The following is a 26,425-nucleotide window of genomic DNA, read 5'->3' as shown; positions in this document are numbered from 1 at the left end:
CTGAGGACACACGAGGCTATGGCACGAGGGAAGAATTCAGCATCTGCTTTGGGTGTTCCTGGTCAGTCCGACGGACTGGCGACCCTCCAAAGTGATCGGGGCGATGAGACTCAAGCGCTTTTCATGTACCAGTGGGCGGCCGGCGTCGTGGCGCTTGCCGGCGCACTCGCATCGCTGAATGACTATCTGGCGGTCTGGTGTGAGCATCATGATGACCTCTTGGCTGAACTCCCGTCAGGAGCCTTTCATGCGATTCAGGTCAAGACAAACTCGGCCCAGGGTGCGACTTGGAAGTGCGGCGACTCTGGCTTCATAGATGCAGTCCGAAAGTTTGCTGAGCACGAATCACAGTACGCGTCTCAGGTTGAGCAGTACGTCTTCTTCTCCAATGCAAGGCCATACATCCCTGCCAAAACGGCAGTGACACCAAGCACGCTGGCAAGCAGCCCAGTCAGGGTTCGAGATCAGTGTCGGCTTGCCGTTGATGCCAACGGCATTCCATCTCCCTACAAGGCCTCCTTTGACGTTCTCGTAGCTGCGACAGGCATCGCACCTGAACTCATACTCAAAGTCTTGCGCAAACTTGAATTTCAGAAGGGTCCACCTTTGGAGGGCTTTAGAGATCACTTGGCTACGGTGGTGGCGGGGATTCCCGCATGCACGCAGTTCACGATGGAGAGGCTCTGCAAGATCCGCGATGAGATATTTTTTCTTATCGGAAAAGCCAGCGCTCTCTCGGTCCCGTCCCTCGACTTCTACGCGTCCATACTTCAATCAGACGGAAGGCCGACTGCGGCGATCCGAGGTAAGCGCGTTTCCGTTGAGGACTTTGAGGGGATTCTTAAGCAAGATCCGGCAGGTGGTTTCCGATACGCCGATGTCGGGGGCCTTTTGCAGCTCGGGAAGGCATCGGGGCAGATGGAGGTCCTGAGGCAGAAGATGAACGCTGGCTACGTGGGCGCGTACTTCGATTCAGTCTGGCTGCAAGCGATGGCAGCCGAGCAACGATTGTTGGAGCGTGCGCTCATTGACCCCGAGGCAACACTTCGTACCACAAGGCAGCTTGAGAGCGTGGTGCTCGTTGAATGCCAGAACGCCGAGGCCTTGGCCGCCCTTGAAACCGACGAGCGACGCAAGGGCCTTCTCATCTACCAACGCATTCTTCAACGAACGGAAGAGTTGGCTCGCCACGATCGAGCGAGTGTGGAGAACGAACGGGCCGAGACGCTCCGTGGTGTCGCGGGTCTGCTTTCCGGCAGCTGCAAATTTACGTGGGGTGTGCCGATCGTTGAAGGAGATGACGATGGCACTTGAACTCGTACAGGCCTTGGCGAAAACAGAGCTGGATGACCACCTGCACATGGCGCGCTTGCTTATGCTTTTCGAGGCCCATTCTGGACGGTCTAACAAGCCTGTTGAGGGTGTGACAAAGCTTGCGAAACTGGACTTCCTGCTGCGGTATCCGAATTGTCTGGAACGAGCACTCATCGCCAAAGATAAGTCGACCGAACCGGCACACATCCAAGAGTTCGAGAGAACGACCATTGAATCGAAGATGGTGCGCTTTCGCTACGGGCCATGGGACCACAGGTATCGGCGCTGGATTGCTCTACTGGTTGGAAAGGGCCTGCTGCGCGCGGGCGTGGAAGGGCGGACGGTCAAACTGTGGCTCACCGATGCCGGACACGATGTAGCCAAAGCTCTCGGAACATCGACAGACCTTGAGGATTTGTCGGTGCGCGCCGGTCTTGTGGCGCGAACGTTCGGGTCGATGAGTGGCAGTGGCCTCAAGGATTTCGTCTACGCCACCTTCCCTGAAATCACGAACATGAGGTGGGGCGACCCCATCACGATATGAGAGTCAACCTCAAATTTCTTGAACTGCACTTTCGAAAATCTGTCGAACGTATCGAGTTTGACCACGTCAATTTCTTCTGGGGGAAGATCGGCGCGGGAAAGTCGAGCATTGCTCGTCTAATTGACTATTGTCTTGGTGCAGACATCAATCTCACGCCGGCTCTGCAGCTGGAGTTTGTTCAAGCAGTGCTCAGTCTCGAAGTCGAAGGTCGTCGCCTGACGATCTATCGCGAAAGAGGGTCCAGCAACGTCGTCGCGACCTGGAAAGAAGGTGAGGAATCGCTCGAAGTGCTTATTCCTGCGCGGAAGGCGGAAGGTATCGCGGTGCCAGGAACCATGATCGAGGTGCTTTCCGATCTGGTCTTTCACCTCGCAGACCTGCCAGCGCCGATGGTTCGCAAGGGACGCCGCACTGCTGAGCCGAGCATGGTCAGGCTGAGCCTGCGCGACCTGCTCAGGTTCTGCTACATCGATCAGGACGAAATTGACAGCGATTTCTTCCGCCTGGACATGGAGGGGGACTGGGTGCGACGCGCAAAGAGCGTCGATGCGATGCGTTTCATCCTGGGATATCACCAAGATCAAGTGGCTGCCCTGGAGGGGGATCTGCAGGCAATTCACGAGCAGAAAATGGGGGCTCGTGCTGCGGCGGAAGCCTTGAAAAAGGTTCTGGAGGAATCGGGATTCTCGAATCCCGCGGAAATAGATGCGCGCATTGAGATGCTGAGTGCGCAGAGAGACAGGGTTCGCGAGTCTGCCGCCACCGCTCGGCAGCAGCGTGGCGGTGGAGGTCATGCTGTCGACGCGTTGAGGGAGAGCGGGCGTTCGCTCAGCAACGATGCCCAAGGTCTGGAAGACATGCTGCAAGCCGTGCAACAGCGCGGCGAGGACACCGAGAGACACTTGAATGAGCTACGAATGCTTTCTGTTCGCTTCAGCCGAACGAAGTCAGCCCGCAGCCTGCTTGCTGCCGTGGATTTCAGCGAATGTCCGCGTTGTACGCTGACACTACCAGTACGGGCTGAAGGGCATTGCCCGGTATGTGGTCAGGCAGAGAGCGAGCATCCGCACAACCACATGAGCAATGAAGTGGTTGAAGCCGATCTGAAGGTTCGACTGTCAGAGTTGCAGGAAACATTGCAGGGACTCAAGCAGCAAGAGAAGCGCATCGCTCGGCAGTTGGAGAGAACCAAGATCGAGAAGGCGCTTGTAGATCAGAGCCTGAACGAGCGCATGCGTGACTACGACTCTGCCTTCTTGTCTCAAGCCATCGAGTTCGAAAGGCAGGCAACCGTTCTGGAGCAGCAGGTGGGCTCGCTGATTTCGTATCGGAAGTTGCCGGAAAGACTCGCTGAATTTTTGGAGACTGCAGATGCCCTTCAAGGACAAGAAAGTGAACTCAGGGCAAAGCTTGTGCGCGAACGCGAGAAGGCTTTCAAGGACCGATCGAATCTGGAAGATCTGGAAAGGCTGTTCCTCGACTGCCTGGTTCGGTCATCCTTCCCTGGTCTGAATGCATCCTACAAGGTGACCATTGACCCGAAGACGTTAGTGCCGGAGGTCGCGCCTACGGATGCTGCGGATTTTGCGGTGACATCGTTCGCCAATATGGGAAGCGGAGGCATGAAGAGCATCTTCAAGGCCTGCTATGCCTTGGCCATTCATCGCCTCGCGACAAAGACGGGGGCGGCTTTGCCAACGCTGTTGATGCTCGATTCCGCGATGAAAAACGTCAGCGAGAGAGAGAACAGGGAACTCTTCCAAGCCTTCTACAGCATGGTCTATGAGTTAGCCGCCGATGAACTGAAGGATACGCAGTTCATCCTCATCGACAAGGAGCTTTTCGCTGTGCCTGAAGAAACCAATATCACCATTCGATCTCGGCATATGGCGCCGGGCAGTCGCGAAGATCCGCCACTGGTACCCTATTACGAAGTACCGGATGCTGACGGATCAGCCCCGTAGTTGGGATGCTGTCTCAGAGAACGGTTTTCCTACTGAACTATTGAGCTGCGGGAGCTGCGGGAGCGGCGGCTTCGGGTTGATTGATTCCGCAGGGCGCAGCGGTTCGCCACGGCCACGCGGACTATCCATGGGCGATCATGCGCAGGCGCTTCGGCCGTTCGATTTAGTAAGGAAGGCCCTACCCACGAACGCATGCGCCATGCATGAGGACCAGTGAAGTGCGCCACATCAACCAAGTACTGGAGTTCTTGTATGGCAGGTGCCGCCCGACAGAAGATAGATCGCCAAACGCTTCAGATGTTCGATGCCGAAGTGGATCGGCCTGAACACGACCAGATCATGACAGCACTGTTCGCGGATGAGCGGACGCTGGAAGAGATTCTGGTTGGCCTTCACGGCTGGCCTTTGTTGAAACCGTTCGATCAGAACGCCACGTTCTCGTTGCGCTCGAACACTCCGTATGAAAAGAATCGGGTGGTCGACATCCTGGAGGCCGAACGCCTCACGGGTATCCGGCCATCCTGGAAAAGCCTGTCGCCCCTCCGGATCCGGGCGAAGCGGCTGGAAGTCCTGCTCGATGACTTCTCCAACGAAGGCCGGACGCACCGCCTGCTGGGTTTCATCGACATCGGTATCGCCTATGAAAGAGTCCGCCCCCCTTTCATCGAAATAAACGACAAGCTGCACTCATGGACGAGGGACAACCCTCGCCACGCAGCGCTGATCGAAGTCAAAAGCACTTGGCCCACGGCAGGCAACCTGCTGCGTCAGCTGAACCTCTACCGCGCCTGCGAGCCTCGCGGCTTCGGCGGCAAGGTTTGTCACCTGCTGGTGGGGCCGGATGATTCGATGAATGAACTGGCCTGCGAGCATGGCTACAGGTTGGTGACTTTCGATCCGACAGGCACGAAATTTACACTGGCCCCGAAGCCCGAGAGGTCGGAGCCTGATGGCGGAGTTGGCGTATTTTGATGCCGAGAGTTTGAGAAGCGGGCCGTTTACAGTTTGAGGTGGCGCCACGGCGGACCAGCGCTCCCTGCATATGCGCAGGCGCACTGCGATCAGTTGCGGGGCCTCTTGATGCTGCAGAACCGCACATTTTGGGAGGGCACCTGGGACGCCACCTGGGGGCCGGGCACACGAACGGTGAATTAGCAATACGCGGCGCATTGGTCAGCAGACGGAGCGCCTCTTCACTGATCGGCTTGGATATGTCCCCGGTCTTGCTGTCCGGCCAGACGATTCGCCGGTTCGGGAGGTCGATCCACTCCCAGCGCAGGTGCAAGATCTGGGACATGCGTGCAGCGAATTCAAACTGCAGTCGGGTGCCCTACAGCGATGAAGTTGAGATCTGCAGTGAAGCGTCGGCTCCTGCCCTTGACGTATTGAAAACACATGTTATCGATACAGGGACCCCACAATTTTCTGCGCATTGCAGGGGAGGGGAGACACCCACCATCGATGTACCCTCGCGAACAACTCTTCGACCCCAATCCCTCTCGGATCCCCTCCCGCGTCCACGGCCTCCACTGCGATCCCGTGCGCGACCCTGTGATCGACCCCGAGCGCGACAGCACAGCCAGCCGCTTCGCACAACTGGGCCTCATGGCCATCGAGAATCAGTGGCTCGCCAACTTTTCCAGCGTCTGCACCCGGCGCGCCTACGCGGCCGACGTGCGGGACTTCGCCATGTTCTCAGGGCTGCAAACCCAGTCCGAGTTGCTTCAGGTCGCGCGATCCCATGTGCTGGCCTGGCGCCACCACCTGCAGGCCCAGGGCCTGTCGCCGAGCACCCAACGTCGAAAGCTCGCAGCCCTGTCCTCGCTGCTGGAGCATCTGGTCGATGAGCAGCTCATCTCCACGAACCCGGCACGCGGCGTGCGCAGGCCGCGCCTGGAGAGCCACGAGGGAAAGACGCCAGCTCTATCTTTGGCGCAAGCCCAGGCTTTGCTGGAGGCGCCTGATGCGCACACGCTCAAGGGCGTGCGAGACCGTGCGATCCTGGCCGTCATGCTGTTGGGCGGTTTGCGCCGCGAGGAGGTCGTGACCCTTCGCGTGCGAGATTTTGATTGTCAGCGCGCGGGTGTGCCGCACGTGCGAGTGTTGGGCAAAGGTGGTAAGACACGGTTCATTGCCGCCGCACCCCTCATGCGCGACAGGGTGCAGCACTACCTGGCGATGAGGGGCGCGGAGCCTCAAAGCGACGAGCGGCTGTTCGTGCGTATGAAGGCAGTCCGCCGTCATTCCGGTGTCGGGTGCGATTTCAATCCTCAAGGTCGACATATCGAGGAGGAGGGTGGGCTAGTGAATGACAGAGAGGGCACCGGGCGACGTGCCAGCACGCCCCCAAACATCGAGCCGCACACCGCGGCGTTCGAGCGCGGCTCGGAGAGTCTTCAAAATCTGCAGACCAACGCTTCACAGCAGTCGCGGCGGCAGAGGAGGCTCGACACGGCAGTCAAGTCTGCTGGACTCACTGCCGGTGCTGTGGCCCAGCGCATCGTGCAGCCCTACCTGGCGCAGATCGGAGTGGTGGGGGAGCGGTTTTCTGCGCATGCGCTGCGGGTCACGGCCGCCACGCTCGCTTTGCGTGAGCGTGCTGACCTCAACGAAGTACGGCACTTCCTGGGGCACGCCTGCATTACAACAACCACCGCCTACGACCGGCGCTGGAGCGATGCGAATCAGCCAGTGAGCCTGGTGCTTCCGTTGGGCTGAGGTGCTCGGCGGCAGGGGGCCTGCGGCAGTGACCTTGTACCCGATTCAGTACCGCACGGAAGTAGGGATTTCCGGCTCCTCTGAGATCGTCGTTGCAGGCAATTGCCTGCGACGACGGGCGAATTCGGCGGGTGTCGACCAGTCTAGCGCGGAGTGGGGACGACTCTCGTTGTAGTACTGCCGCCATGCCTCGATCTTGCCCCGAGCGTCGTCGATCGACATGAACCAGGTGGCATTGAGACACTCCTGACGCAGCCTTCCGTTGAAGCTCTCCACATTGGCGTTGTCGGTTGGCTTGCCCGGACGGCTGAAGTCGAGCTCGACGTGTCGCTCATAGGCCCACTTGTCCATCACCTTGGAGGTGAACTCGCTGCCGTTGTCCGACTTGATCGTGCGCGGCAGCCCTCGCTCCTGGGTGATGGCCGTGAGCACGCGCACGACGTCCTCTCCCTTGAGGCTTTGCCCGACATCGATGGCCAGGCACTCGCGTGTGAATAGATCGACCACCGTGAGCATGCGCAGCTTGCGGCCATCGAACAGCGCATCGGCCACTAATGGAATAGTCCGCCCCTTTCTTCTATCGTGACGCCCTCAACATCCACAGGAGATTGCAGTGAGTACCACCGTTCTCGGCATCGATCTGGGCAAGCGCTGGTTCCACGTGCTTGGTAAAGATGAGTCTGGCCACATCACCCACCGCCAGAAGTTCAACCGTGCGCAGCTGATCCAGTTCGTGTCCCACCACCCCGCCTGTCTGATTGGTATGGAAACCTGCTGCGGTTCCCAGTACTTCGCGCGCAAGTTCATGACGTTCGGGCATACGGTCAAGTTGTTGCCGGCCCAGTATGTGAAGCCATTTGTGAAGTCGCAGAAGAATGACTTCAATGACGCTTTGGCCATTGCCGAGGCGAGCATCATGCCGACCATGCGATTCGTGCCGGTGCGCAGCGAAGAGCAGATGGACGTGCAGGCACTCCACCGTGTGCGCGAGCGTTTGGTGCGTCAACGCCTGGCGATGATCAACCAGATCAGAGGCCCGCTACTGAACCGCGGCATCGAGATTGCGCAGGGCTTTTATGCGCTGCGCACGATCCTGCCCAGGTTGGTGGCGGATGAGTCGACTGACCTGACGCCCATGATGCGTGAGTTGCTCAGAATCTTGCTCTTGGCCTGGAATCAAACAGAGCAGGCCATCGAGTCGCTCAACGACAAGATCGGCGAATTGGCGCGTGGGAGTGAGTTGTGTCGGCGCCTGCAATCGATCCCTGGCGTGGGACCGCTGCTGGCCACGGCGATTGTGGCTGCGGTGGACAATGGCAGTGAGTTCAAACGGGCCCGTGACCTTCCGTCGTGGGCCGGACTCGTACCCCGGCAACTCTCGACAGGTGGCACCACCCGTCTCGTGGGCATCAGCAAGCGAGGGAACAGTTACCTGCGGCGCCTCTTCATTCAGGGCGCACGCGCAGTCTGGGTATGGAAAGACAAACATCCCAACGATCCGCTGCAAAAGTGGCTGATCGCGTTGGGGCACCGTCGACATGCCCACATTGCCGTGACCGCGCTAGCTGTAGTTTCTCAACACGTTGTTCCCGTCGAAGCCGAGGCGAGTGATGGGAGGGCGATGGGATGTAGCGGAGTGTGAGCATCACCAGGACACGCCGATAACCAAACCGGGGCCTGCTCATCGCTAGGTCTCGAATACGCTGACGCAGGACGATCTGATCGCGCGCCGCGCTCTTGGCGTACCAGCTCGAACGCTGCAGCAGCGCCAGTCGGCAAGAGCGGTGCATGCTAACCTTGAAACGTTCCTGCATCCAGGCTGCCAGCTCGCGGCGCTTGGCAGCCCTCAGAGCTTTTTTTTGACGACCTCCTGCAGGATCTGTTTGTCCTGCGTTAGATCGGCAGCGATGCGCCGCAAGCGCGCGTTCTCGTCCTCAAGCTGTCTGAGCTTGCGCAGCTCGCTCACGCCAGTTCCTCGTACTTCTTCTTCCAGGTGTAGAACGTGGCCTCTGAGATGCCGATCTGGCGGCACACGTCTACCACTGGCGTACCGCCGTCGGATATTCGCAGCGCATATGCGATCTGCTCTTCGCTGAATCGGGACTTCTTCATCACCTCCCCTTGCCCCTCTCGAGGCCTTGGGAAGCAACCGTACCTCTAGTTTTGACCTGTGCAGATTTTTCGGGGGCACGTCACTTCTTCATGAACCCCCTTGAAGTTTGTCCAACTTCTGGGGGTCAGCTCAGTCCCGGGGCGGTTCATCGCACGCGGATTGGTTGGTCTGCAACGTCTGCGTGCCCTTTCGCATGCGCGCAGAGATGAACTCGCCTTCCTCCCAAGCAACATGACGGATTTGTCATTCTTCGATCTTGATGCTGTAGGTGCCTGTTTTTTAAAGTTGGCGTCGGTTCTTGAGGGCAGCCCTGCCTAGCTCAAGGGTCCGTTCCATTCACCAATGAGGTTCCAAATGAAAGCACTTTCAACACTCCGTAGCGCAGCATTCGCAGTCGCATTTACCAGCACCTTGGGGGCAGTGTCTGCCGCTGAAACGTTCCGCAATGGTCAGTCTGTCCAAGGCCAGTCGGCCAGCGCAGACGCTGGATCAAGAATCGTGGACGTTGAAGCAACCAAGTTCGCCAACGTGAAGTACGGGGAAACAGTCTCTTTTGTAGGCGCGGGTGGCAAGAAGTTTTCGTGGACCTTCAATGGTCTGGATGGTCGGTCTTGGGATCTTGCCCAGTTCGCGCCTGCCGGCTTCACGAGCAAGGACTATCGGGTCTACGTGACCAAAAATCAGTTGTATCGCCGTTGAGCTTCCGCCTGCACGGCTAAATAGCTCGCCCGTCGACCGGATCCATCTGTTCGCTGCCAGCGGTTCTTTGAATAGTTCGAAAAGACGCTCGCAGGCTGCAGGCGAGAGCAGATGTGCGGGTCGAAGGCAAGCTGTGCCTGACCCTCGCTAGGGGCGTACTCCAGCCACTAGGCAATCGCAGGATGACCAGCCCCGGTTTTGCACGACTTCCTCCACTCTGGAGGCAAGGCCTACCGATAAGCAACTCCATTGCCGACTGCCATAGCACCGCAGGGGTCTGGCTTCCCTCGGCCAGGACGTTGTTGGGGATTGCAGTGCAACAGCGCTCTGTCAGCCGAATTACATGTTCGTCACATTCCGGATTGAAGAACTTCACGTGCCAAACTGCCGAGCCTTGGAGACGGTCGCCATATGAAAATTCTTATCGTGGAGGACGAAGCCCATACGGGCGAATACCTCAAGCAAGGTCTGAGAGAAGCGGGGTACTACACCGAGTTGATGCGGGATGGAGTTGACGGCTTGCACGAGGCTACGGAGGGTGACTACGACCTAGTGCTGTTGGATGTGAATTTGCCTGGAATTGACGGATGGTCGGTGTTGCGCTCGTTGCGGAGAAAGAAGCCTCATCTGCCGGTTCTGTACCTCACCGCGAGAGACAGCATTGAAGACCGCGTCAAAGGTCTTGAGTTGGGAGCAGACGACTATCTGATCAAGCCGTTTTCGTTCTCCGAGCTTCTCGCACGCATAAAGACGGTGTTGCGCAGAGGTACCCAGTCCCAGGAAGCCACAACGCTCCAAGTGGCCGACTTGCAGTTGGACCTCGTGCGTAGACGGGCTAGCAGGGCGGGCCGCCGCTTGGACCTGACAGCGAAGGAGTTCGGGCTACTTGAGCTCTTCATGCGGCGCCGAGGAGAGGTCCTCCCGCGCACCTTGATAGCCTCGCTGATGTGGGACATCAACTTTGACAGTGAGAGCAATGTGATTGTTGTCGCAGTGGGGCGGCTCCGATCAAAAATCGATGACGCGTTCGACGCCAAGCTGCTTAGAACGGTGCGTGGCATGGGCTACGTGCTTGACGAACCCGAGCCCTGAAAGTGTTTGAGAACTATGTCGTTGACCGTTCGATTGACGATTCTATTCGCCTGCGTGCTGGCGGTAGTCTTAGCCGGATTCTCGTGGCTGGTCTTTCGGGAAACAAGCAGCCGGTTTCACGAGCTGGACGAGCTGTTGCTGCAGGGTAAGGTCCAGCTCGTCGCTGAGGCGGCGCGAAATAGCCGGACAGAGGATGAGCTGAGGGGGTGGCTTGCCACAAGCATGCCCGGGCATGCTGGGCTCTACATCAAAGTGCTCAGCGACACTGGTGACCTATTTGAACATCGAGATTTGCAGTTGCCAGCGGGCCTAGCAGAAGAGTTCGCCAACGCTGGGGAGGTCAAAGACTGGCGAAGGACAGCCCACAGCTTTCATGCCAAACGCTTCGAAGTCAGCCTCGGTGGAGAGGGCTCAAAGAAGCTCTCAGTGATAGCCGCAGTAGACACACGCCAGCACACGGACTTCCTGGACGTGTTGTCCATGAAGACGTTGGGGTATGTGTGCTTCGCGGTGATGGTGGGCACGATGCTCGGCTGGCTAGCAAGCCGAGGCGGCCTCAAGCCCCTTACTACGATGAGAGCAAGAGCCGAGCAAATAAATGCAAATAGGCTGTCGGAGCGGATCTCGGCACAGAGTTGGCCAAAGGAGATGCGCGATCTTGCTAACTCATTGAACGGCTTGCTGGATCGCCTCCAAAGCGACTTTGCCCGCCTGAGCGCCTTTTCGGCGAATCTGGCACATGAGATGCGAACGCCAGTCAGCAACCTTCTGACTGTCGCGCAAGTCACACTGGCTCAATCACGAACCAGTGACGAGTACCGAAGCACGATTGAGACGATATCGGAAGAACTGCAAGACCAAGCTCGCACTATCTCAGACATGCTCTTCCTGGCACGAACGGAGAACATGCACGCTCTGCCATCTGTCCAACTAATCGAGCTCGATGTGGAGTCTCAATCGTTGGTTGATTTCTATGACGTTACGGCAAGCGAAAAGGCGCTGAGCTTTGCAGTCAAGGGCTCCGCGCGCGTGCAAGGTGACCGTCTGATGATTCGTCGCGCAATCAGCAATCTGCTGTCAAATGCAGTCAAATATGCGCAGCCCGCATCCACCATCGATATCAGCATCAGCACAGCTGAAGGCAAGGCCAGTCTGGCGATTGCCAACAGGGGAGAAGAGATTCCCGTTGCCTCTCAAGCGTCGCTCTTTGACCGCTTCGTACGACTCTCGTCGCCGAAGGTGAAAGATGCCGGGGGTCTGGGCCTAGGCCTTGCTATCACCAAAGCCATCATGAGAGCCCACCACGGTCAAGTCAAACTGACGTCCTTAGCTGGGGTCAACACCTTTGTTCTCGAATTTGAGAAGGTGATGTCCCCATCGCACTAGGTGAACTTGCTTCAGTTGTTGCTGTGGTCTTTGTTCAGAAGATAGTCCATGCGGGCCACTTCGTTGCTCGTGACAGGGATTGATCGACCATCTGTGGTCTCCAGAATTTTGCCCTTCTTCAGATACACGGCGGTACCTACCCGGCTCTCCTTGCCCATCTTTCCATCAGGGAAGATGTAGAGACTGCCTCCGTCCTTGAGTGGGATGATTTCCTTGGCGGCTTCGACGGCGGCGTGCCCAGCGAAGACGGAGGTGGAGGCGAGGCCAAAAGCCACGATGGCAAGTTTCGTTTTCATATCTGTTCCTTCTTTGATTTTCCGAACAGCACGGTTGCTTCGGAGTACATGCGTACCCCCCTAAGCTACCCAGATAGCCGTGACGAAAGCGCTGCCTGAGCATTACTTTTTTGTCAGGACAGGGGCGTTCAATGGGCAATCGCGGTTCGCAAGGTTTGTCGTACCCCCTGCGCCCAGCTGGATCCGTGTCGAAGTGAAGTGAGAGTCGATGTCGGGACTTGTGCGAAAAACATGGACTCGTCGACGCCGCTGCGGTCAAGTCGGTATCGAAGCTTCTGCGACCGCTGTCGCTGTTCGGCGTTGGACAGCACTGGGCCCTCGCCTGCGAGTCGGAAGAACTCGGCGGACTCTCGTAAGCTGTCGATAAATTGACCCTTTAGCGCCGGTATAGCTCGGCCAAATCTGGTTCTCTGATTGCGGTCTGCTGCTCCGCTTGAAACAACGAGACCCCAAGACCTGACGCCGGACACCACGTCTACACACGTTGCTTCAGCTTTGGTCAACCCAAAATGCCTCGAGACGCGCAAGCGATGCGCGACCCAGGGGTCGATCTTTTGTAGTTCCTCAATGACATGTAGAGCGTCGTCGTCAGTTCCTTGCACGGGAAGAACGAACGACTGCAGCAGACTTTTCGCAATTGCGTCGTCTTGGCCTGCAGCTTGCGACATCCAGTGGAGCCCAAGCTCCTGCTCTGCGATTCCAGTAGCTGATTTGAGAATCATGGCGCCAAGCTGGCGTTGCGCATTGGCGTTTCCACTGGCTGCTGCTTTCTCAAGAAAAAAGAGAGCTGCCTGAGGGTTGGCCACGGAGCCTTGGCCGTCCGAGTGAACTCTGTGGAGGAGCAGCCAGGCCTCACTCAAACCGGCGTCCGCTGCACGAAGTAGTAGCGCGGTACCCCCTCGAAGATTCCGTCTGGGCACAAGACTCTCGGACAACGCAAATGCAGTGTCTATGCCGCAAGACGCGCGCCCCAAAAGCAAAGCCGCTTCGGCGTTTCTTCGGGCCACACAGTCCTCCAGGACGGCATGAAGCGTCGCACTGTCAAGTTCGGGTAGAGACACCTGGTTGCGTTGCAGGAAGACCAGGGAATCACAAATTGCATCGCACAACTCAGGGCCCCGCTCCAACGGCAGCGCGATAGCGAAATTTAGACGTTGAATGACGAGCGCAGAGTCAACTGCACGGGTGGCCTCACAGAGTGCGTGTGCGACGGTGCTTTCTGTCGCAATTTCGGGCTCCTCAACAAACGTTGTCAGTGCCGATAGGAGACGGTTGTCATCGGAGTTCTTGTACGCGTTTAGAGCCCTCGAGGCCGTCTCACTCCCTAAGGATTGGGCTCGCTCCCATAGCTCAAGAGCAGGCTCCTCGTCCCACTGCGTCAACCCACGCCATACACCCAGCTTGAGGCAAGCAGCTGCTGAACCAGCGCTTGCTGCGGCGGCCAGTACGAGGGCCAGGTCGCGCCGGACGATGTCGCCAAGCGAAAGTCCTTCCGCAATTATCCTGGCGGAGCGCTCCGAAGTAGAAAGTGCTGGGTGAGATAGGTATTTAAGGCCTAGGTCCGTGTATTGGGGAAAGCCCTGCATACCTTGCAAGTAGCGTTGCCCAACCTCGCATAGCGCATCCAAGTCCCCTTGTCTCGCAAGGGCCAGCAGTTGAACGTCTTGACGTCGCATGTTCTTCAGAACTCCCATAGAAACCTGTCGAGGAATCTATCGAGATGCTGGTTTCCACGAGCTTTCGCTCTGATGACGATATCGTCACCAAATTGTTATTTTCACGATTGGAGCTTCTCGTATGTTGTGACGGAAAAACACAACGTCGGAAGGGCGGTGTGGGTTGGTGCGTGCGAAGGGGGCAACGAATTGCGCTTGTTTCCGGGCAAATCGCTAGCGAATTTTCCTCAACTAGGCGCGGGGGGAGCGTTCATGCGTAGACGTGAACATAGTCACGGGTACGCACCGTCGTCATGCGCTTGGTCAGACAGCCATCAATTTTGGTTGTTCGTCTTCGGTGACATTTTTGGCCAACATACGAGGTGCGATTCATCCCCCCAACTAGTCTCTGAATAGAGCTATCAGCGTAAAGGAAATCTCATGAACAAGACGAATCGTTCGGCACTGGTCGTGCTCGCCCTCCTCGGGACCACCGCCGCCTTTGCCCAAAGCAGCGTGACGCTGTACGGCCGTGTGAATACCACGGTGGAACGCCAAGATGTGGGTGGTGTGAAGACCACGGTTGTGGCCAACAACAGCTCGCGCTTTGGCTTCAAGGGCGTTGAGGATCTCGGTGGCGGTCTGACTGCTGGCTTCCAGCTGGAAAGCGGTTTCCAGTCGGACACCGGTGTTGGCAGTGGTGCGCTCTTCGGTCGCCACAGCGAAGTGAACCTGTCGGGCGGATTTGGTACCGTTCGCCTGGGCAACTTCTTCCCCGCCTCGTACTACGCTTCTGCCGACTACGTCAGCCTGCACAACCACGATACGGGCTCCTCGTCTGACGCCCTGTACTACGACCCGGTGTGGTTCGGTGGCCCCGGCACTGGCAACACGATTGCCTACCGCACCCCCAACATCGGTGGCTTCACTGCAGAAGGTTCGGTCGTTCTGCATGAGCAAGCGCCCGGTACCGGTGGCAAGAACGGCTACGACTTCGCTGCCAATTACGCCATGGGTGCGCTGGACCTTGGCGCAGGGTACAGCGTCATTGACAGCAACAAGCAGCTCTCTTTGCGCGCGCTGTATTCCGTTGGCCAATTTACGCTTGGTGGCTACTACCAGCGCAACGATGACGCAAATCAGATTCGGCCTACCGGAGCTGGAACGCGCAACAACCTTCGCTTGGCGGCTGCCTACAGCGTTGGCGCCTCGGAGTTTCATGTGAACGTGGGCCGCGCAGGCGAATACGAGAACATCGTAGACAGCGATGCTACCCAATACACGCTGGGCTACAACTACAACCTGAGCAAGCGCACGAAGGTTTACGGGTACTACACACGTGTAAACAACAACAGCAACGCTACATACATGACTGGTGTCGCCGGTGCCGATTTCAGCTCGGTTGCCGTGGGTATCCGCCACAACTTCTAAGCTTCGCTCACTCTCGGCAGCCCGACGGGCCGAGAGTCAACTGCGGAATAGAAAGGCCTCAAGTTCCTTCCAGGGATGCGAGGCCTTTTGCCTTTCAGGCTAAAGCCTTCTCTTGTCGCGTCGGTATCAAAAGTGAATGGTCCTGCTTTCCTGGAAGATTGCGCTTTGCCACTCTTGGCCGTACCGCTGACAAGGGTTTTGCGATACGTACACTTCCACGAGCTCCATATGGGAAGGTGGCCACCCCCTGTACAAGCAAGGCGGGTTTGCTTCCGAACGCAAAGACCTACCGGCGATTCGTGGTTCAGCAGCATCTTGGGCGGCGAGTGGTCTGGCCATCTCCTGGCGGGAACGCCAATTGAAAAAAGGTGTCCAATCATCGCACCTGAGAGGCGGCGTGCTAAGCACATCTCTGTGCGCCACCTGGGTTGACCATTTTTTGGGGTTTGATGCACATGAAACTGTTGGTGATTGAGGATGAAGTCAAGCTAGCGGAGTACCTTCGAAAAGGGCTCGAGGAGGCGGGCTTCGTGGTGGATCTTGCGCATAACGGCATTGATGGCCTGCATCTCGCGATGGAGTCCGACTACGACCTCATCGTTCTGGATGGGATGCTTCCCGGCATCGACGGGCTTGGCTTGTTGGCCGCATTGCGCCAGAGTAAGCGCACGCGGGTGCTAATGCTGACTGCCAGAGTAAAAGTGGAAGACCGAGTGCGCGGTCTGAACACTGGTGCAGACGACTATATGGTCAAGCCTTTTGCATTTTCTGAACTTGTTGCCCGGGTTCAGGCGTTGTTGAGACGAGAGCAGACGGGACCAGGGGCGGAGCAACTCACGTCACTTAGCGTGGCTGACCTTGAAGTTGACCTAGTCGGTCGCAAGGTGTGTCGCCGAGGGCAGAAGATTCTCCTGACATCTCAAGAGTTCAGCCTTCTTTCTTTGCTCCTTCGACGGCAAGGTCAAGTACTTTCGAGAACCGAAATAGCCTCGCAAGTGTGGGACATGAACTTTGACAGCAACACAAATGTGGTGGACGCTGCAGTCCGACGCTTGCGTAGCAAAGTGGATGTACCATTTGACAGCCCGTTGATTCACACGGTTCGCGGCGTCGGCTACATACTGGAACCCCGACAAGAATGAATCAGAAGGGCGCAAATTCGCTAGGACGGCGGCTGTCGGTCTGGCTTGCGTGGCAGAGCTTGGGAGGGCTGTTAATCGTATGCGCGACGGTGTACGGGGCCACACACTACGCGTTTAAGGCGCGCCAGCTGGAGGAGTTGGGTCAGAAGCAGGCCCTTCTCACGTATCTTGCCACCGAGGCCGCCCGCACTGGCAATGATGTCAAGCTCAAGCACGAGCTCGACGATTTCGTGGTTGGCCATCCCCAGCTCGGGCTTTCTGTGGTGCAGGCAGATGGGGCAATCTTCCACGAAAAACTGCTGCCTTCATCGAGGCGTGAGCGACGAGTGATTCAGTTTAACCTCGACTCCCCGAAGCCTGGCCAGCAAATGCTTCGCACAGAGTTATCGCTGGATGTAGGTGGCGACGCTCTGGTGTTGCGGCGCATCGCATTGATTCTCTTTGGGGCGGCGGTGGGAGGCGTACTGCTGATTTCCTTCGGCGGTTCTTTCCTGGTATGGATAGGTCTGCGGCCTTTGCGTGAACTTTCGGCCCAGGTACAAGTGCTCACGGCAGGAACGCTGCACCACCGACTGGATGGTTCACGACAGCCTGACGAGCTCGCTCCGCTGATTGCGCAATTCAACGATTTGTTGGCCCGTCTCGACCAGTCTTACGAACAAATGGAGGGCTTCAACGCTGACGTGGCCCACGAGTTGTTGACACCACTGACGACGTTGATGAGCGGTGCTGAACTGGCGATGCATTCATCCAAGAGTCCGGACGAGATACGTGAGTTGCTCGGTTCGAATCTGGAGGATTTGCAGCGCATCGCTGGGATAGTGCACGACATGCTGTTTCTCTCGCAAGCGGACAGGGGGGCAGTTGCGCGTCGCACATCAACCCCCAGCCTCGCGGCAGTCGTGCGACGTGTTGCTGAGTATCACGAAGCTACCCTCGATGATGCTGGACTAACCCTTGAGGTGAAGGGGGACGTCGATGGAGAGTTCGACCTACAGCTGTTACAGCGCGCGTTCTCCAACTTGGTCAGCAATGCCACCCGCTATGCCACAAAGGGCTCAAGCCTAGTGGTGAGGATTGAGCCCGATGCTTTCGAGCAGGTGACAGTTCTCGTCGAAAATAGTGGGGCTCCGATTGACCAGCAGACCCTCTCCAGGATGTTTGACCGATTCTTCCGAGCCGATGTATCACGCAGCGGCGCTAGCAAAAACCACGGTCTCGGCCTCTCGATTGTTGCGGCTATTGCGCGTATGCATGGTGGCGCAACCATGGCTGCATCGAGCAATGGCATCACCAGCGTGGGTATCCTTCTGAAGCGGTTCGCCAAGTAGGTCGACAACCGCTCGGCCTCATTAGTGAAGACAGTTCAACGGGCGGCCTATGTCGCTCAGCCTATCGGCTGTGCGCTAACTGTTCAGCATGGTTTTCAAATATGACTGATTTGTCATTTTGATGACTTCATGTTGTTGCGGACCAACTCATACAGTGCTTCTCAGTGCCGAAACGGCAGCTGTTGCCTCACACGAGAGGCGTTCCAAATCACTTATGAGGTCCTGCATGTCCAAACTCCATTCCTTCCGTCAAGCCGCCTTCGCAGTCTCAATTGCAGCCACGCTGGCCAGCGCCTCCGCTGCAGGCCTTTCTAGCAAGGAGCAGGCGCTGATTGGCCAACCCGCTCCTGCTACGACATCGGCACGTGTTATCGACCTGAGTACGTCCAGCTACGCCAATGTTTCCTACGGTGAGACCGTCGTCTTTCGCGGCAATGGAGGCAACCAGTTCACGTGGACCTTCAATGGTGTTGGCGGCCGTTCCTGGGACCTTGCCAAGATTGCCCCGGCTGGCTTCTCCGACAAGGAGTTCCGCGTCTTTGTGAGCCGCAATCCGCTGTATCGCAGTTGAGCGTTCATCGCTCAAAATGAGCAAATCCAAGCTGTCGGGACGGTATGCCACGACAGCCGCTTGGAGTAGACGGTCTGCACACGGATGGTGTGTGCCCGTTCTACTTCTTGTCGCGGCCCTTGTAGGCCAGAAGGCGCAGTGCGTTGAAAACGACCAGAAGTGTTGAACCCTCATGAACGGCAACGGCTGCTCCAATGCCGAGACCCATGATGGTCGCAGGCACTAGAACCGCAACGATGCCAAGACTCACAAAGACGTTCTGACGAATTACCGAACGCGTGTGGCGGCTCAAGCCTACGGCGAAAGGAAGGTTCCTCAAGTCGTCGGCCATGAGAGCCACGTCGGCGGTTTCAAGTGCCACATCTGAGCCCGCAGCTCCCATAGCGATGCCCACGGTCGCGTTGGCCATAGCGGGCGCGTCATTGACGCCATCGCCAACCATTGCCACCTTGGTTTCTTCGCGAAGCTTGCGAATCGCTTCCACCTTGTCCTCGGGCATTAGGTCGCCCCAGGCCTCGTCGAGTCCTACCTCGCGGGCGACCGCTTCTGCCACCTTCTTGTGGTCCCCGGAGATCATGATCATGCGGGTGATGCCGAGCTCTCGAAGCTGCTTCAGTGCATCACGTGCGCCTTCGCGTGGGGTATCAAGCAGTCCTATGGCGCCGAGATCACGCTCACCCTTGCGCACAACCATGGATGTGCGACCTGCTTCACGCAGACGTTCAATGGCGGATGCGGCCGAAGCACCCAAGGGGGCGATGCCATCGCTTCCAAAGAGTTCTGCCTTGCCAATCCAGACTGTCTGCCCGCCCACGGTGGCAGTCACCCCGCGTCCAATCAAGTTTTCGAGATTGCTGGCGGTTGGGATGGGTTGCTGCCCCAAGCGCTCACGACCATCTTTCGCTATCGCGGCAGCAAGCGGATGGTCGCTCAGGGACTCGACTGCAACCGCCACAGCGAGCAGTTCCGCCTCGGTGACACCTTCAGCTGTCACCACATCAGTGATTCGCGGGCGGCCTTCCGTCAGTGTGCCGGTCTTGTCAAATGCCATTGCATTGAGGGAGCCGAGCTCTTCAAGAGGAGCGCCCCCCTTTATCAGAACGCCGCCTCGCGCTGCGCGGGCGATGCCTGACAGCACCGCGCTAGGCGTCGCAATTGCCAACGCACATGGACTCGCAGCCACAAGAACCGCCATGGCGCGATAAAAACTATCGCGGAATGGCTCGTCTACGACCACCCAGGCAAACAGCAGTAGGAACGCCAACAACAGAACAGCAAGTACAAAGATGCGTTCGAACTGGTCCGTGAATCGCTGTGTCGGAGACTTGCGCGTCTCCGCTTCGCTGACCATCTTGACCACTCGGGCCAGTGTCGAATCTGTGGAGCGCCTAGTCACCTCAATTTCGATGGCATGCGCACCGTTGATGGTGCCCGAGAACACGCGGGAGACTGATTCGATGGAGTCGGGCCTAGCGCGAGCGACGGCAGCATCATCCACCGGTCGCTTGTCAACGGGCATGCTCTCGCCAGTGACGGGCGCCTGATTGATGCTCGTTGTACCGACCAGAAGAAATCCATCAGCGGGAAGGCGCTCGTTGGGTCGCACCAGGACGACGTCACCGACCACGAGTTCTTCCACCGCAATTTCGGATACCTGCCCATCGCGGCGAACGGTTGCCGTGTCAGGCGCCAGTTCTGCCAATGCTTCAATGGCACGCTTTGCCCGACCCATGGCATAGCTTTCAAGTGCGTGGCCCAGACTGAACAGAAACAGAAGAAGAGCGCCCTCAGCCCATGAGCCGAGAGCGGCTGCGCCGGCAGCTGCGACCAGCATCAGGGTGTCAATCTCGAATCGCTTGCGTCGCAAGTTGTCGATGGCTTCTCGCAAAGTGTAGAAACCACCGAAGAAGTACGCAGCGACGTAACAGGCTAGAGGAAGCCAGGATGGTGCGCCGGTGACTAGCTTTTCCGTGACCGCTCCCACACCAAGCAGCGCGCCACAAATCAGTGCGAAGATCATTTCGCTGTTCGCGCCAAACACGCCGCCATGCTGGTGCCCTTCGTGGCCGCCGGATGCGTGTTTGTGGTCCCCGTGGTCGTGGCTATGAGCGCTGTGGTCTTCCTCTCCCTCACGCGGGCTCGCGCCAAGGCTTGAGAGTTCGGCACGCATCACATCTTCCGAGGTCTTTTCGCGATCAAACTCGATGTGCAGGAGCCCTGAGGCGTTTGCGTTAGCTTCAAGAACGCCTTCCATCTTCTGCAGACGGTCGACGACGAACCCGGCCTTTCTTTGATGGTTCATCCCGTCAAGTTGCCACTGCAGGTGGCCAAAGCGGCTAGAGATTTCTGCGCCAGCGGCTTTCGCGAGTTCCCGAATGCGCGTTAACGACAGCTGGTCCGGGTCATAGTGGATGCATAGCTGCGGCGGTTTCTCTTCGACGCCAAGTCGGACATGTACATCGTCGACGCCAGGCCGATTGCGCAGCAGCTGTTGCAGCCGCTGAACGCAGGCATCTGCTTCACCAGGAATGCTCGGCAGAAGAACAGGGAGGTCGAGGCGAAGCTTTTCAGACATAACGTGATGGTCGCTCTATACGACTGAGTTGAAGAGAACAGAGCAGAACTTTGATCGCATGGCGGATGCGAAGAACTTCGTGAATGCTTGATTCTTGAACGGCGGACACGTGCACCGAAAACATATCGCAAAAGTCATGTTCACGTCACATTCAAGTTATATGATTTTTATCCATGGTGCAAAGCTCGCCAGGAGTGTTTTCGTCCCCGTTTTGTCACATTGCGTCGGTCTAATCAGTTGTGTCAGCCCGACTTGGGTTGTCGTTCCACCGAGTCCTTGCGATGTAGTTCGCATCGGAACACGGTCCAACTCAACTGCACAGCAATAGACGAAATGAAACACTCTCTCATCGCCCTTTCGATTCTCGCAACCTCTGCAGGGGCGTTTGCGCAAAGCAGCACCACGCTCTTCGGTGTTGTCGACGCATCCGTGACGCGACTGTCCAGCGACACTGCGAGCGTCACGGGGCTTTCCAGCGGTGAACAATCTAGCAGCCGGCTCGGCTTTCGAGGTGTGGAAGACCTGGGCGGAGGTCTCAAGGCTAGCTTTTGGCTTGAAGGCAGCGTTGCCGTTGACAACGGCGGTACAACATTTCGCTTTGATCGACGCTCCACTATTGGCTTGATGGGCGACTTTGGCGAGGTTCGACTTGGCCGGGATAAGCTCGCGTCCTATCTGAACGTCGAGACCTTCGACCCGTTCGGCGACATCGGAGTGGCTGGGAGCGGTGCCAACAACATGCTCGGCAACGCAACGGTAGCTGCTGGCACGCAAGAGGGTAGTCACTCCAAGCGCGCAAGCAATATCGTTTCTTACCTGACTCCCAAGATGGGCGGCTTCCACGGCCAGGTGCAATACGGATTGGGCGAACGAGCCAGCAGCGAGCCGAACAACAGCCGTGGCAACTTTGTCTCCGCTCGCGTGGGCTATCAATCAAACCCGCTCGACATCGCATTGGGTTATGCACAGCTGAAGGGAGGCACTGCTATCCAGGAGGTGACTTACAAAGCGCTCAACCTCGGCGCGTCGTACGACCTCGGCTTCGTGAAGCCCATGCTGTTGGTTGCCACCGAGCGTGGCGCGGGGCGGGGTGTCAATGCATACACCTTGGGTGCGTCGGCCCCGGTGGGCCAGTCGGGTGAGTTCCGTATCGGCTACACGCGCTTCAACACCCGCAACCAAGTCGACGCCGACTCCTCGAAACTGGGTCTTGGCTACATCCACAAGCTGTCCAAGCGCACTGTTTTCTACGGTCTGCTCGCTCGTGTGAGCAACGACAGCAACGCCAATCGCGGCTTCGCAGTCTCCTCGTCTTCCCTGGCATCGCCGCTCATCGCTGCTGGTGACACTGCAACCGGCTACTCCGTCGGCGTTCGTCACTCGTTCTGATAAAAACAGTCGCAGTGTCAGATGTGGGGTCTGTACTGCGGCGCATAAGATGCTCCCCGTGGAATTGGCTCAAGAACCTTACGGTTCTTGAGCCCTTTTTTATCGTGCGTTTTCGGGCGGCAGTGTCAGCCTTTCTTTCGACCTAAGTCCACCCTAGAGGGTCACATGGACTTGGTAAACATAACGACCATCGTGTTCGCGTTCACAGATTTGCCATCCACCTTGCCGAGGAACGAGTTCTTCTTTGTCGCGCCGACCATGGCGCCCGAAACGGAGAAGCCATCGCCCAGGTCGTAGGCGGCGCCAACGCTGTAGTCAACGTAGTTGGGCAGCGCGATGTCGCTGCTGTATGAGGTGTAGCCCAGCGACGCTTTCAAGGTCCAATTTGGCGCGATTTCTTGAGCGTAAGCAACGTTCAGATAGCCAGTGCCTTTGCCCTTCAAGCCCGACCCGAGCGCGGCACCCGCAGCATTGAAATAGTCGTCAGAAACGGTGTGGTAGTACTTGGCGCTCAGAGGGCCCCAACCCACGCCCAGGTACACCTCAGTGGTGTTCGCAGCGCTGGCGCCCGTGTAGTGATAGCGCAGAACACCGGCGTCCCAGCCGAGCCCGCCGGTTGCAAACTTGTAGCCGGCGTAGAGATCGCTTTCCAGGTTCGCAGTCGGGCCCGTGGCACTCGTCTGGAAGTTGACGGTCGAGTTCCAGTTTCCGGCATAGAAACCACTTGCGTGGGCGTAGTCAAAGCCGCCTTGCAACGCAGGCCGCAGCTTGCCTTCCCGCACGTCTTGGTCTTGACCGCGTGTCTTGTAGTTGGTGACGAGACTGACGTTCGCGCTCAGTTGTGCGCTGGCGAGCATGGGGAGCGCAGCCAAGGTAAGGACGGCCAGAGTCTTGGGGGAGATGATTGTTTTCATGAGTGAGCTTTCAAGTGGTGATGAACAGATAAAAGCCGAGTCGGAGCTTTTGACCCCCACCCTTGATTGCAAGCAACTAGGGCACGGGACTCGACGTAGACAGCTTCCTATGGCATACCGTTTCACCAAGAGAAAACTTCATTGAATTTGATAAAACGCTAGCGTCTTTGTCGGTAATAGCTCGATTCAACAACTTGAAAGCAACTCCCCTCGTGCAACTCCCCATTGCATGTTCGGCCGTTTCTCCGTTCGACCTAGGTGCCCACTGCTGGCACGGACCGCTTCCACCGGTCAGAGCGAGGTTGAAAGCGACTTGGCTCTTCTGACACATAAGCAGAAGGTGACGCATTTGTCATCGTTCGGATGTCGGTTTGTGCCGGTGCGTTCTCTAAATTAAGTCCAACAGATGACAGTTGCCGCTGGCAACCGTGAAGCGATCCGATGGACCGCCAAGTTTGTAAACGTTCACTCGGTCCACGTCCACTGTGATCTCAGGGCCGATGGCTTTGTTCTCGGGTGCGGTTTGACACCGTGCCTTCAATCCCAGGACAACTATCCGTGGAGTTTCTTTCCCAGGAGCGTCAAGCCGAAGTCAGAGCCATCGCCGAAAGGCAGCAGAAGACTTATCGCCAGATGCTTTCGGCAAACAAGAACAAGACTTTCGCCATCCATGCGATTCACACGCTTCATGGGCAGATAGACGAGCTGGTAACAAGAGTTCAAGCGAGACCAGATGTGCGCTTCGACTGCAAACCCGGGTGCTCGTACTGCTGCAACTTCCGTATTGAAGTCTTCCCGCCTGAGGTTTTTGTTCTGGCTCGAAGGCTGCGGGCGCTACCAGACGAACAGCTAAGCCTAGTGACTGAGCGACTTCGTCTTCATGTTCAAAGGTCACAAGGTGTCCGTAGGGCAGAGCACTGGATGAACTGCCCCTTGCTAAATGACGACCGTTGCTCCGTCTACGAAGACAGACCGTCAACGTGCAGGAAGTACTTATCCCTGGATGTCGAGGAGTGCAAGAGACCAGGAATCAGTGCGCTGGAAGATGGCGAGTTGGCGCTTAAGTCATTGGCGCTCATCAGTGGTGTTCGAGAAGCGTATGCGAAGGCCAAGAGCTCCCTTTCCATCCACGAGCTCGGTGAGGCACTTCTCATCGCACTGACAGACCCATCCTGCGAGGAGCGTTGGTTCAAGGGTGAGGTTGTCTTTCCGCTATTGGCTGAGGACGACTGAAATCGTGGAGCATGTCGTCCTATGTAGAGGGGAAACATGAGCGCAGCTGGGCGTAACGAGCCGTGTCCGTGCTACAGCGGGAAAAAGTACAAGCATTGCTGCATGTTGGCTGACTGCGTTCCCATTGACGCAGAACAAGCGCCCAGCCCGGTCGATGCATTGAATCAGGCATGGAGCTTTGTCGAGTCAGGACAGGCGCCTGCAGCTGCGAGCCTGTGTCGAACGATCCTTCGGTTCGATGCGGCGCAGCCGGATGCGCTGTATCTGTTGGGCGTCTTGGCTTGTGAAAACGGAGATGTTCGCTATTCTCTGGAACTCTTCAAGAGGGCCGCGCTGGCGCGCCCGCAGTTCCCGGAAGCCCACTATTACCTGGGGCTCGTTCACATGCGGCACGCCCAGTTTGAACAAGCCGCCTCTCACTACCGCCAAGCCATCTCGTCTGCGCCAGGATTTCTCGAGGCCCATTGCAACCTGGGCTTAGTGCTTAACCGCTTGGGGCAGCCACTGCAGGCCCTGACTAGCTACCAAGAGGCGCTAGCCATTCGAGAGGCAACAGAAGTGAAGATTGGCCTTGCCGAATGCATGCAGCGCCTGCGCGTCACGCCAGGCCTAACTCACTTACGCCCGCTGCTGACGCGTGCAATTGCGGAGGCCTGGCGCCGGCCTGAGGAACTCGCCCCTGCCGCCATCGAGTTTCTACTGTGCGAGCCAGGTGTACGAGAAGAAGTATCGAAAGCGGCCAGCGTTGTGCAATCCCTTGCCGACTGGAACGAAGACAGGCTTTTTCTCACGTTACTCGAGAGTGCGACAATTTGCGATCGCATCTTTGAGCGTTGGCTGACGATGGTTCGTGAGACGCTTCTGGATGACGCTCTCAATTTCGAAGCGATAGATGATGCGTTGCTGAGTTTACGTTCCGCGTTGGCACAACAATGCTTTATCAACGAGTACGCTTGGATCCTGAGCGTAGAAGAGGCAGAGAAGGTCAACAGACTTGTAGAGCACGCGAGCCTGGCCATCGACTCTGGTAACGCACCGGCGCCCCAAGTTTTGTTGGCGCTCGCTAGCTATAAGCCATTGTCTTTGGGCTTCCCCCAGTTTCCCGGACACATCCAATGACATGATGTGTTCAGGAGATAGGCATGACAAGAACCCGAAGGAGCTTCACGGACGAATTCAAACGTGAGGCAGTGAAGCTGTGCAAGCAGCCTGGAGCCACCGCTACGCACATTGCACGGGACCTGGGTATTCAGACCAGCGTGCTCAGGCGTTGGGTCACCCAGGAGCGTGGTGGGGTGTTGGACCTCAGGCCGAACCGGCCGCTGCGCAGTGAGGCCGCCACGGAGGTGGAGCGGTTGCAACGCGAATTGCGTCGCGTGACCACGGAGCGCGACATCCTAAAAAAAGCGCTCGGCTACTTTGCAAAGGACCCGCAGTGAAGTACGGCTTCATCGCGCGGCATCGTAGTGTCTGGCCCACCCGCACCATGTGCCGGGTTCTGGCGGTCTCTCACAGCGGCTTCTACGAATGGATGGACAGAGCGCCGAGCCAGCGCAGCCAGGACGACGCCAGGCTCACCCGCCTCATCCGAGAGAGCTTCGAGCTCAGCGACCGCACCTACGGCAGTCCCGCGTCTGGCACGACCTTCGAGCGCTGGGCGAGAGTTGCGGGATGAACCGGGTCATCCGGCTGATGCACCTGGCCAAGCTGCAAGCCCGCCACAAGCGACGCAGGCTACCTGGCGATACAGGCAGCAGGCTTGAGAACCACATCGCGCCCAACCATCTGCAACGCGACTTCGAGGCCAGTGGTCCGAACCAGAAGTGGGTTGCCGACTTCACCTACATCTGGACGGCCGAGGGATGGCTGTATGCGGCAGCGGTGATGGACCTGTACTCACGCCGCATCGTGGGGTGGTCGATGAGCGACACCATGCAGGCCAAGATGGTGAGCGACGCTTTGTTGATGGCTCTTTGGCGGCGCGGCAAACCCAGCTCGCTGATGCATCACTCGGACCAGGGCAGTCAGGGTGGATTCAACCGGTCGTCGCAACACCGG

At 57.7% G+C, this 26,425-nt stretch carries 19 protein-coding genes and 4 pseudogenes; 17 read left to right on the top strand and 6 right to left on the bottom strand.

Going from position 1 to position 26,425, the window contains the following annotated elements; all coding sequences use genetic code 11:
- Nucleotides 1-18: 18 nt before the first annotated feature.
- The 4 genes from FFS09_RS03950 to FFS09_RS03935 all read left to right on the top strand — a co-directional run bounded on the left by FFS09_RS03950 (nt 19) and on the right by FFS09_RS03935 (nt 4,794).
- Nucleotides 19-1,314, top strand: a complete 1,296-nt coding sequence (locus FFS09_RS03950; RefSeq protein WP_137917549.1) for a dsDNA nuclease domain-containing protein — start codon at nt 19-21, stop codon at nt 1,312-1,314.
- Nucleotides 1,304-1,858, top strand: a complete 555-nt coding sequence (locus FFS09_RS03945) for a hypothetical protein (RefSeq protein ID WP_137917548.1) — start codon at nt 1,304-1,306, stop codon at nt 1,856-1,858. Before FFS09_RS03950 ends, FFS09_RS03945 begins: the two co-directional genes overlap by 11 nt.
- Nucleotides 1,855-3,822 carry a hypothetical protein gene (locus FFS09_RS03940; RefSeq protein WP_137917547.1) on the top strand — a complete coding sequence of 656 codons (1,968 nt, stop codon included), beginning with the start codon at nt 1,855-1,857 and terminating at the stop codon, nt 3,820-3,822. The genes FFS09_RS03945 and FFS09_RS03940 overlap by 4 nt, the downstream gene beginning before the upstream one ends.
- Nucleotides 3,823-4,074: 252 nt before the next feature.
- Entirely contained in the window at nt 4,075-4,794 is a 720-nt protein-coding gene (locus FFS09_RS03935) for a hypothetical protein (RefSeq protein WP_137917546.1), read from the top strand.
- 157 nt (nt 4,795-4,951) lie between these two features.
- On the opposite strand, the pseudogene FFS09_RS31030 reads toward FFS09_RS03935, so the two are convergent.
- Nucleotides 4,952-5,146, bottom strand: a pseudogene (locus FFS09_RS31030) (integrase); the annotation flags it as partial.
- Nucleotides 5,147-5,361: 215 nt separating this feature from the next.
- On the opposite strand from FFS09_RS31030, the gene FFS09_RS03925 reads away from it, so the two are divergent.
- Nucleotides 5,362-6,540, top strand: coding sequence for a tyrosine-type recombinase/integrase (locus FFS09_RS03925; RefSeq protein WP_171019857.1), 1,179 nt, complete (start codon nt 5,362-5,364; stop codon nt 6,538-6,540).
- 45 nt (nt 6,541-6,585) lie between these two features.
- Here FFS09_RS03925 and FFS09_RS03920 read toward each other — a convergent pair.
- Nucleotides 6,586-7,104, bottom strand: a pseudogene (locus FFS09_RS03920) (integrase core domain-containing protein); the annotation flags it as partial.
- A gap of 49 nt (nt 7,105-7,153) precedes the next feature.
- Between FFS09_RS03920 and FFS09_RS03915 the strand changes: the two are divergent.
- Nucleotides 7,154-8,047: pseudogene (locus FFS09_RS03915) on the top strand (IS110 family RNA-guided transposase); the annotation flags it as partial.
- Between the two features lie 455 nt (nt 8,048-8,502).
- On the opposite strand, the gene FFS09_RS03910 reads toward FFS09_RS03915, so the two are convergent.
- Nucleotides 8,503-8,652 (bottom strand): transposase, encoded by a 150-nt coding sequence (locus FFS09_RS03910; RefSeq protein WP_137917543.1) that lies wholly within the window; start codon nt 8,650-8,652, stop codon nt 8,503-8,505.
- A 355-nt stretch (nt 8,653-9,007) separates the two neighbouring features.
- Between FFS09_RS03910 and FFS09_RS03905 the strand changes: the two genes are divergently transcribed.
- The 3 genes from FFS09_RS03905 (at nt 9,008) to FFS09_RS03890 (ending at nt 11,830) form a co-directional block, all read left to right on the top strand.
- Entirely contained in the window at nt 9,008-9,352 is a 345-nt protein-coding gene (locus tag FFS09_RS03905) for a CzcE family metal-binding protein (RefSeq protein WP_171019856.1), read from the top strand.
- Nucleotides 9,353-9,763: 411 nt separating this feature from the next.
- The gene (locus tag FFS09_RS03895; RefSeq protein WP_137917541.1) at nt 9,764-10,444 is read left to right on the top strand and encodes a heavy metal response regulator transcription factor; all 681 of its coding nucleotides are present in this window, start codon (nt 9,764-9,766) and stop codon (nt 10,442-10,444) included.
- A 15-nt stretch (nt 10,445-10,459) separates the two neighbouring features.
- Nucleotides 10,460-11,830: a heavy metal sensor histidine kinase gene (locus tag FFS09_RS03890; protein ID WP_137917540.1), complete on the top strand. Its 1,371-nt coding sequence runs from the start codon at nt 10,460-10,462 to the stop codon at nt 11,828-11,830.
- A gap of 11 nt (nt 11,831-11,841) precedes the next feature.
- Here FFS09_RS03890 and FFS09_RS03885 read toward each other — a convergent pair whose 3' ends face one another.
- On the bottom strand, nt 11,842-12,126 hold the full coding sequence (locus FFS09_RS03885; protein WP_137917539.1) for a CopK family periplasmic copper-binding protein: 285 nt from the start codon (nt 12,124-12,126) through the stop codon (nt 11,842-11,844).
- Nucleotides 12,127-14,222: 2,096 nt separating this feature from the next.
- On the opposite strand from FFS09_RS03885, the gene FFS09_RS03880 reads away from it, so the two are divergent.
- The 4 genes from FFS09_RS03880 (at nt 14,223) to FFS09_RS03865 (ending at nt 18,256) form a co-directional block, all read left to right on the top strand.
- Nucleotides 14,223-15,212 (top strand): porin, encoded by a 990-nt coding sequence (locus tag FFS09_RS03880; RefSeq protein ID WP_137917538.1) that lies wholly within the window; start codon nt 14,223-14,225, stop codon nt 15,210-15,212.
- 455 nt (nt 15,213-15,667) lie between these two features.
- A complete protein-coding gene (locus FFS09_RS03875; protein ID WP_137917537.1) occupies nt 15,668-16,354 on the top strand; it encodes a heavy metal response regulator transcription factor in 687 nt (228 codons plus the stop codon).
- Entirely contained in the window at nt 16,351-17,685 is a 1,335-nt protein-coding gene (locus FFS09_RS03870; RefSeq protein ID WP_137917536.1) for a heavy metal sensor histidine kinase, read from the top strand. Before FFS09_RS03875 ends, FFS09_RS03870 begins: the two co-directional genes overlap by 4 nt.
- A gap of 226 nt (nt 17,686-17,911) precedes the next feature.
- On the top strand, nt 17,912-18,256 hold the full coding sequence (locus FFS09_RS03865; protein WP_171019855.1) for a CzcE family metal-binding protein: 345 nt from the start codon (nt 17,912-17,914) through the stop codon (nt 18,254-18,256).
- A 100-nt stretch (nt 18,257-18,356) separates the two neighbouring features.
- Here the strand turns inward: FFS09_RS03865 and FFS09_RS03860 are convergent, their stop codons facing one another.
- Nucleotides 18,357-20,831, bottom strand: a complete 2,475-nt coding sequence (locus FFS09_RS03860) for a heavy metal translocating P-type ATPase (protein WP_137917534.1) — start codon at nt 20,829-20,831, stop codon at nt 18,357-18,359.
- 333 nt (nt 20,832-21,164) lie between these two features.
- Between FFS09_RS03860 and FFS09_RS03855 the strand changes: the two genes are divergently transcribed.
- Nucleotides 21,165-22,220 (top strand): porin, encoded by a 1,056-nt coding sequence (locus FFS09_RS03855; protein ID WP_137917533.1) that lies wholly within the window; start codon nt 21,165-21,167, stop codon nt 22,218-22,220.
- Nucleotides 22,221-22,381: 161 nt separating this feature from the next.
- Here the strand turns inward: FFS09_RS03855 and FFS09_RS03850 are convergent, their stop codons facing one another.
- The gene (locus tag FFS09_RS03850) at nt 22,382-23,134 is read right to left on the bottom strand and encodes a TorF family putative porin (RefSeq protein ID WP_137917532.1); all 753 of its coding nucleotides are present in this window, start codon (nt 23,132-23,134) and stop codon (nt 22,382-22,384) included.
- A 558-nt stretch (nt 23,135-23,692) separates the two neighbouring features.
- Here FFS09_RS03850 and FFS09_RS03845 point away from each other — a divergent pair.
- From FFS09_RS03845 to FFS09_RS31670, 3 genes and pseudogenes are all read left to right on the top strand, one after another.
- The gene (locus FFS09_RS03845) at nt 23,693-24,367 is read left to right on the top strand and encodes a YkgJ family cysteine cluster protein (protein WP_137917531.1); all 675 of its coding nucleotides are present in this window, start codon (nt 23,693-23,695) and stop codon (nt 24,365-24,367) included.
- A 36-nt stretch (nt 24,368-24,403) separates the two neighbouring features.
- The gene (locus FFS09_RS30855) at nt 24,404-25,486 is read left to right on the top strand and encodes an SEC-C domain-containing protein (RefSeq protein ID WP_137917530.1); all 1,083 of its coding nucleotides are present in this window, start codon (nt 24,404-24,406) and stop codon (nt 25,484-25,486) included.
- Nucleotides 25,487-25,509: 23 nt separating this feature from the next.
- A pseudogene (locus FFS09_RS31670) lies at nt 25,510-26,395 on the top strand (IS3 family transposase); the annotation flags it as partial.
- Nucleotides 26,396-26,425 lie beyond the last annotated feature (30 nt).

Origin of the sequence: Hydrogenophaga sp. 2FB, from assembly GCF_005503365.1 — a bacterium.
In the GTDB taxonomy this organism is placed as follows: Bacteria; Pseudomonadota; Gammaproteobacteria; order Burkholderiales; family Burkholderiaceae_C; genus Hydrogenophaga.
The sequence above is the reverse complement of the archived record's forward strand: the minus strand, read 5'-3'. Positions and strand labels throughout refer to the sequence as shown.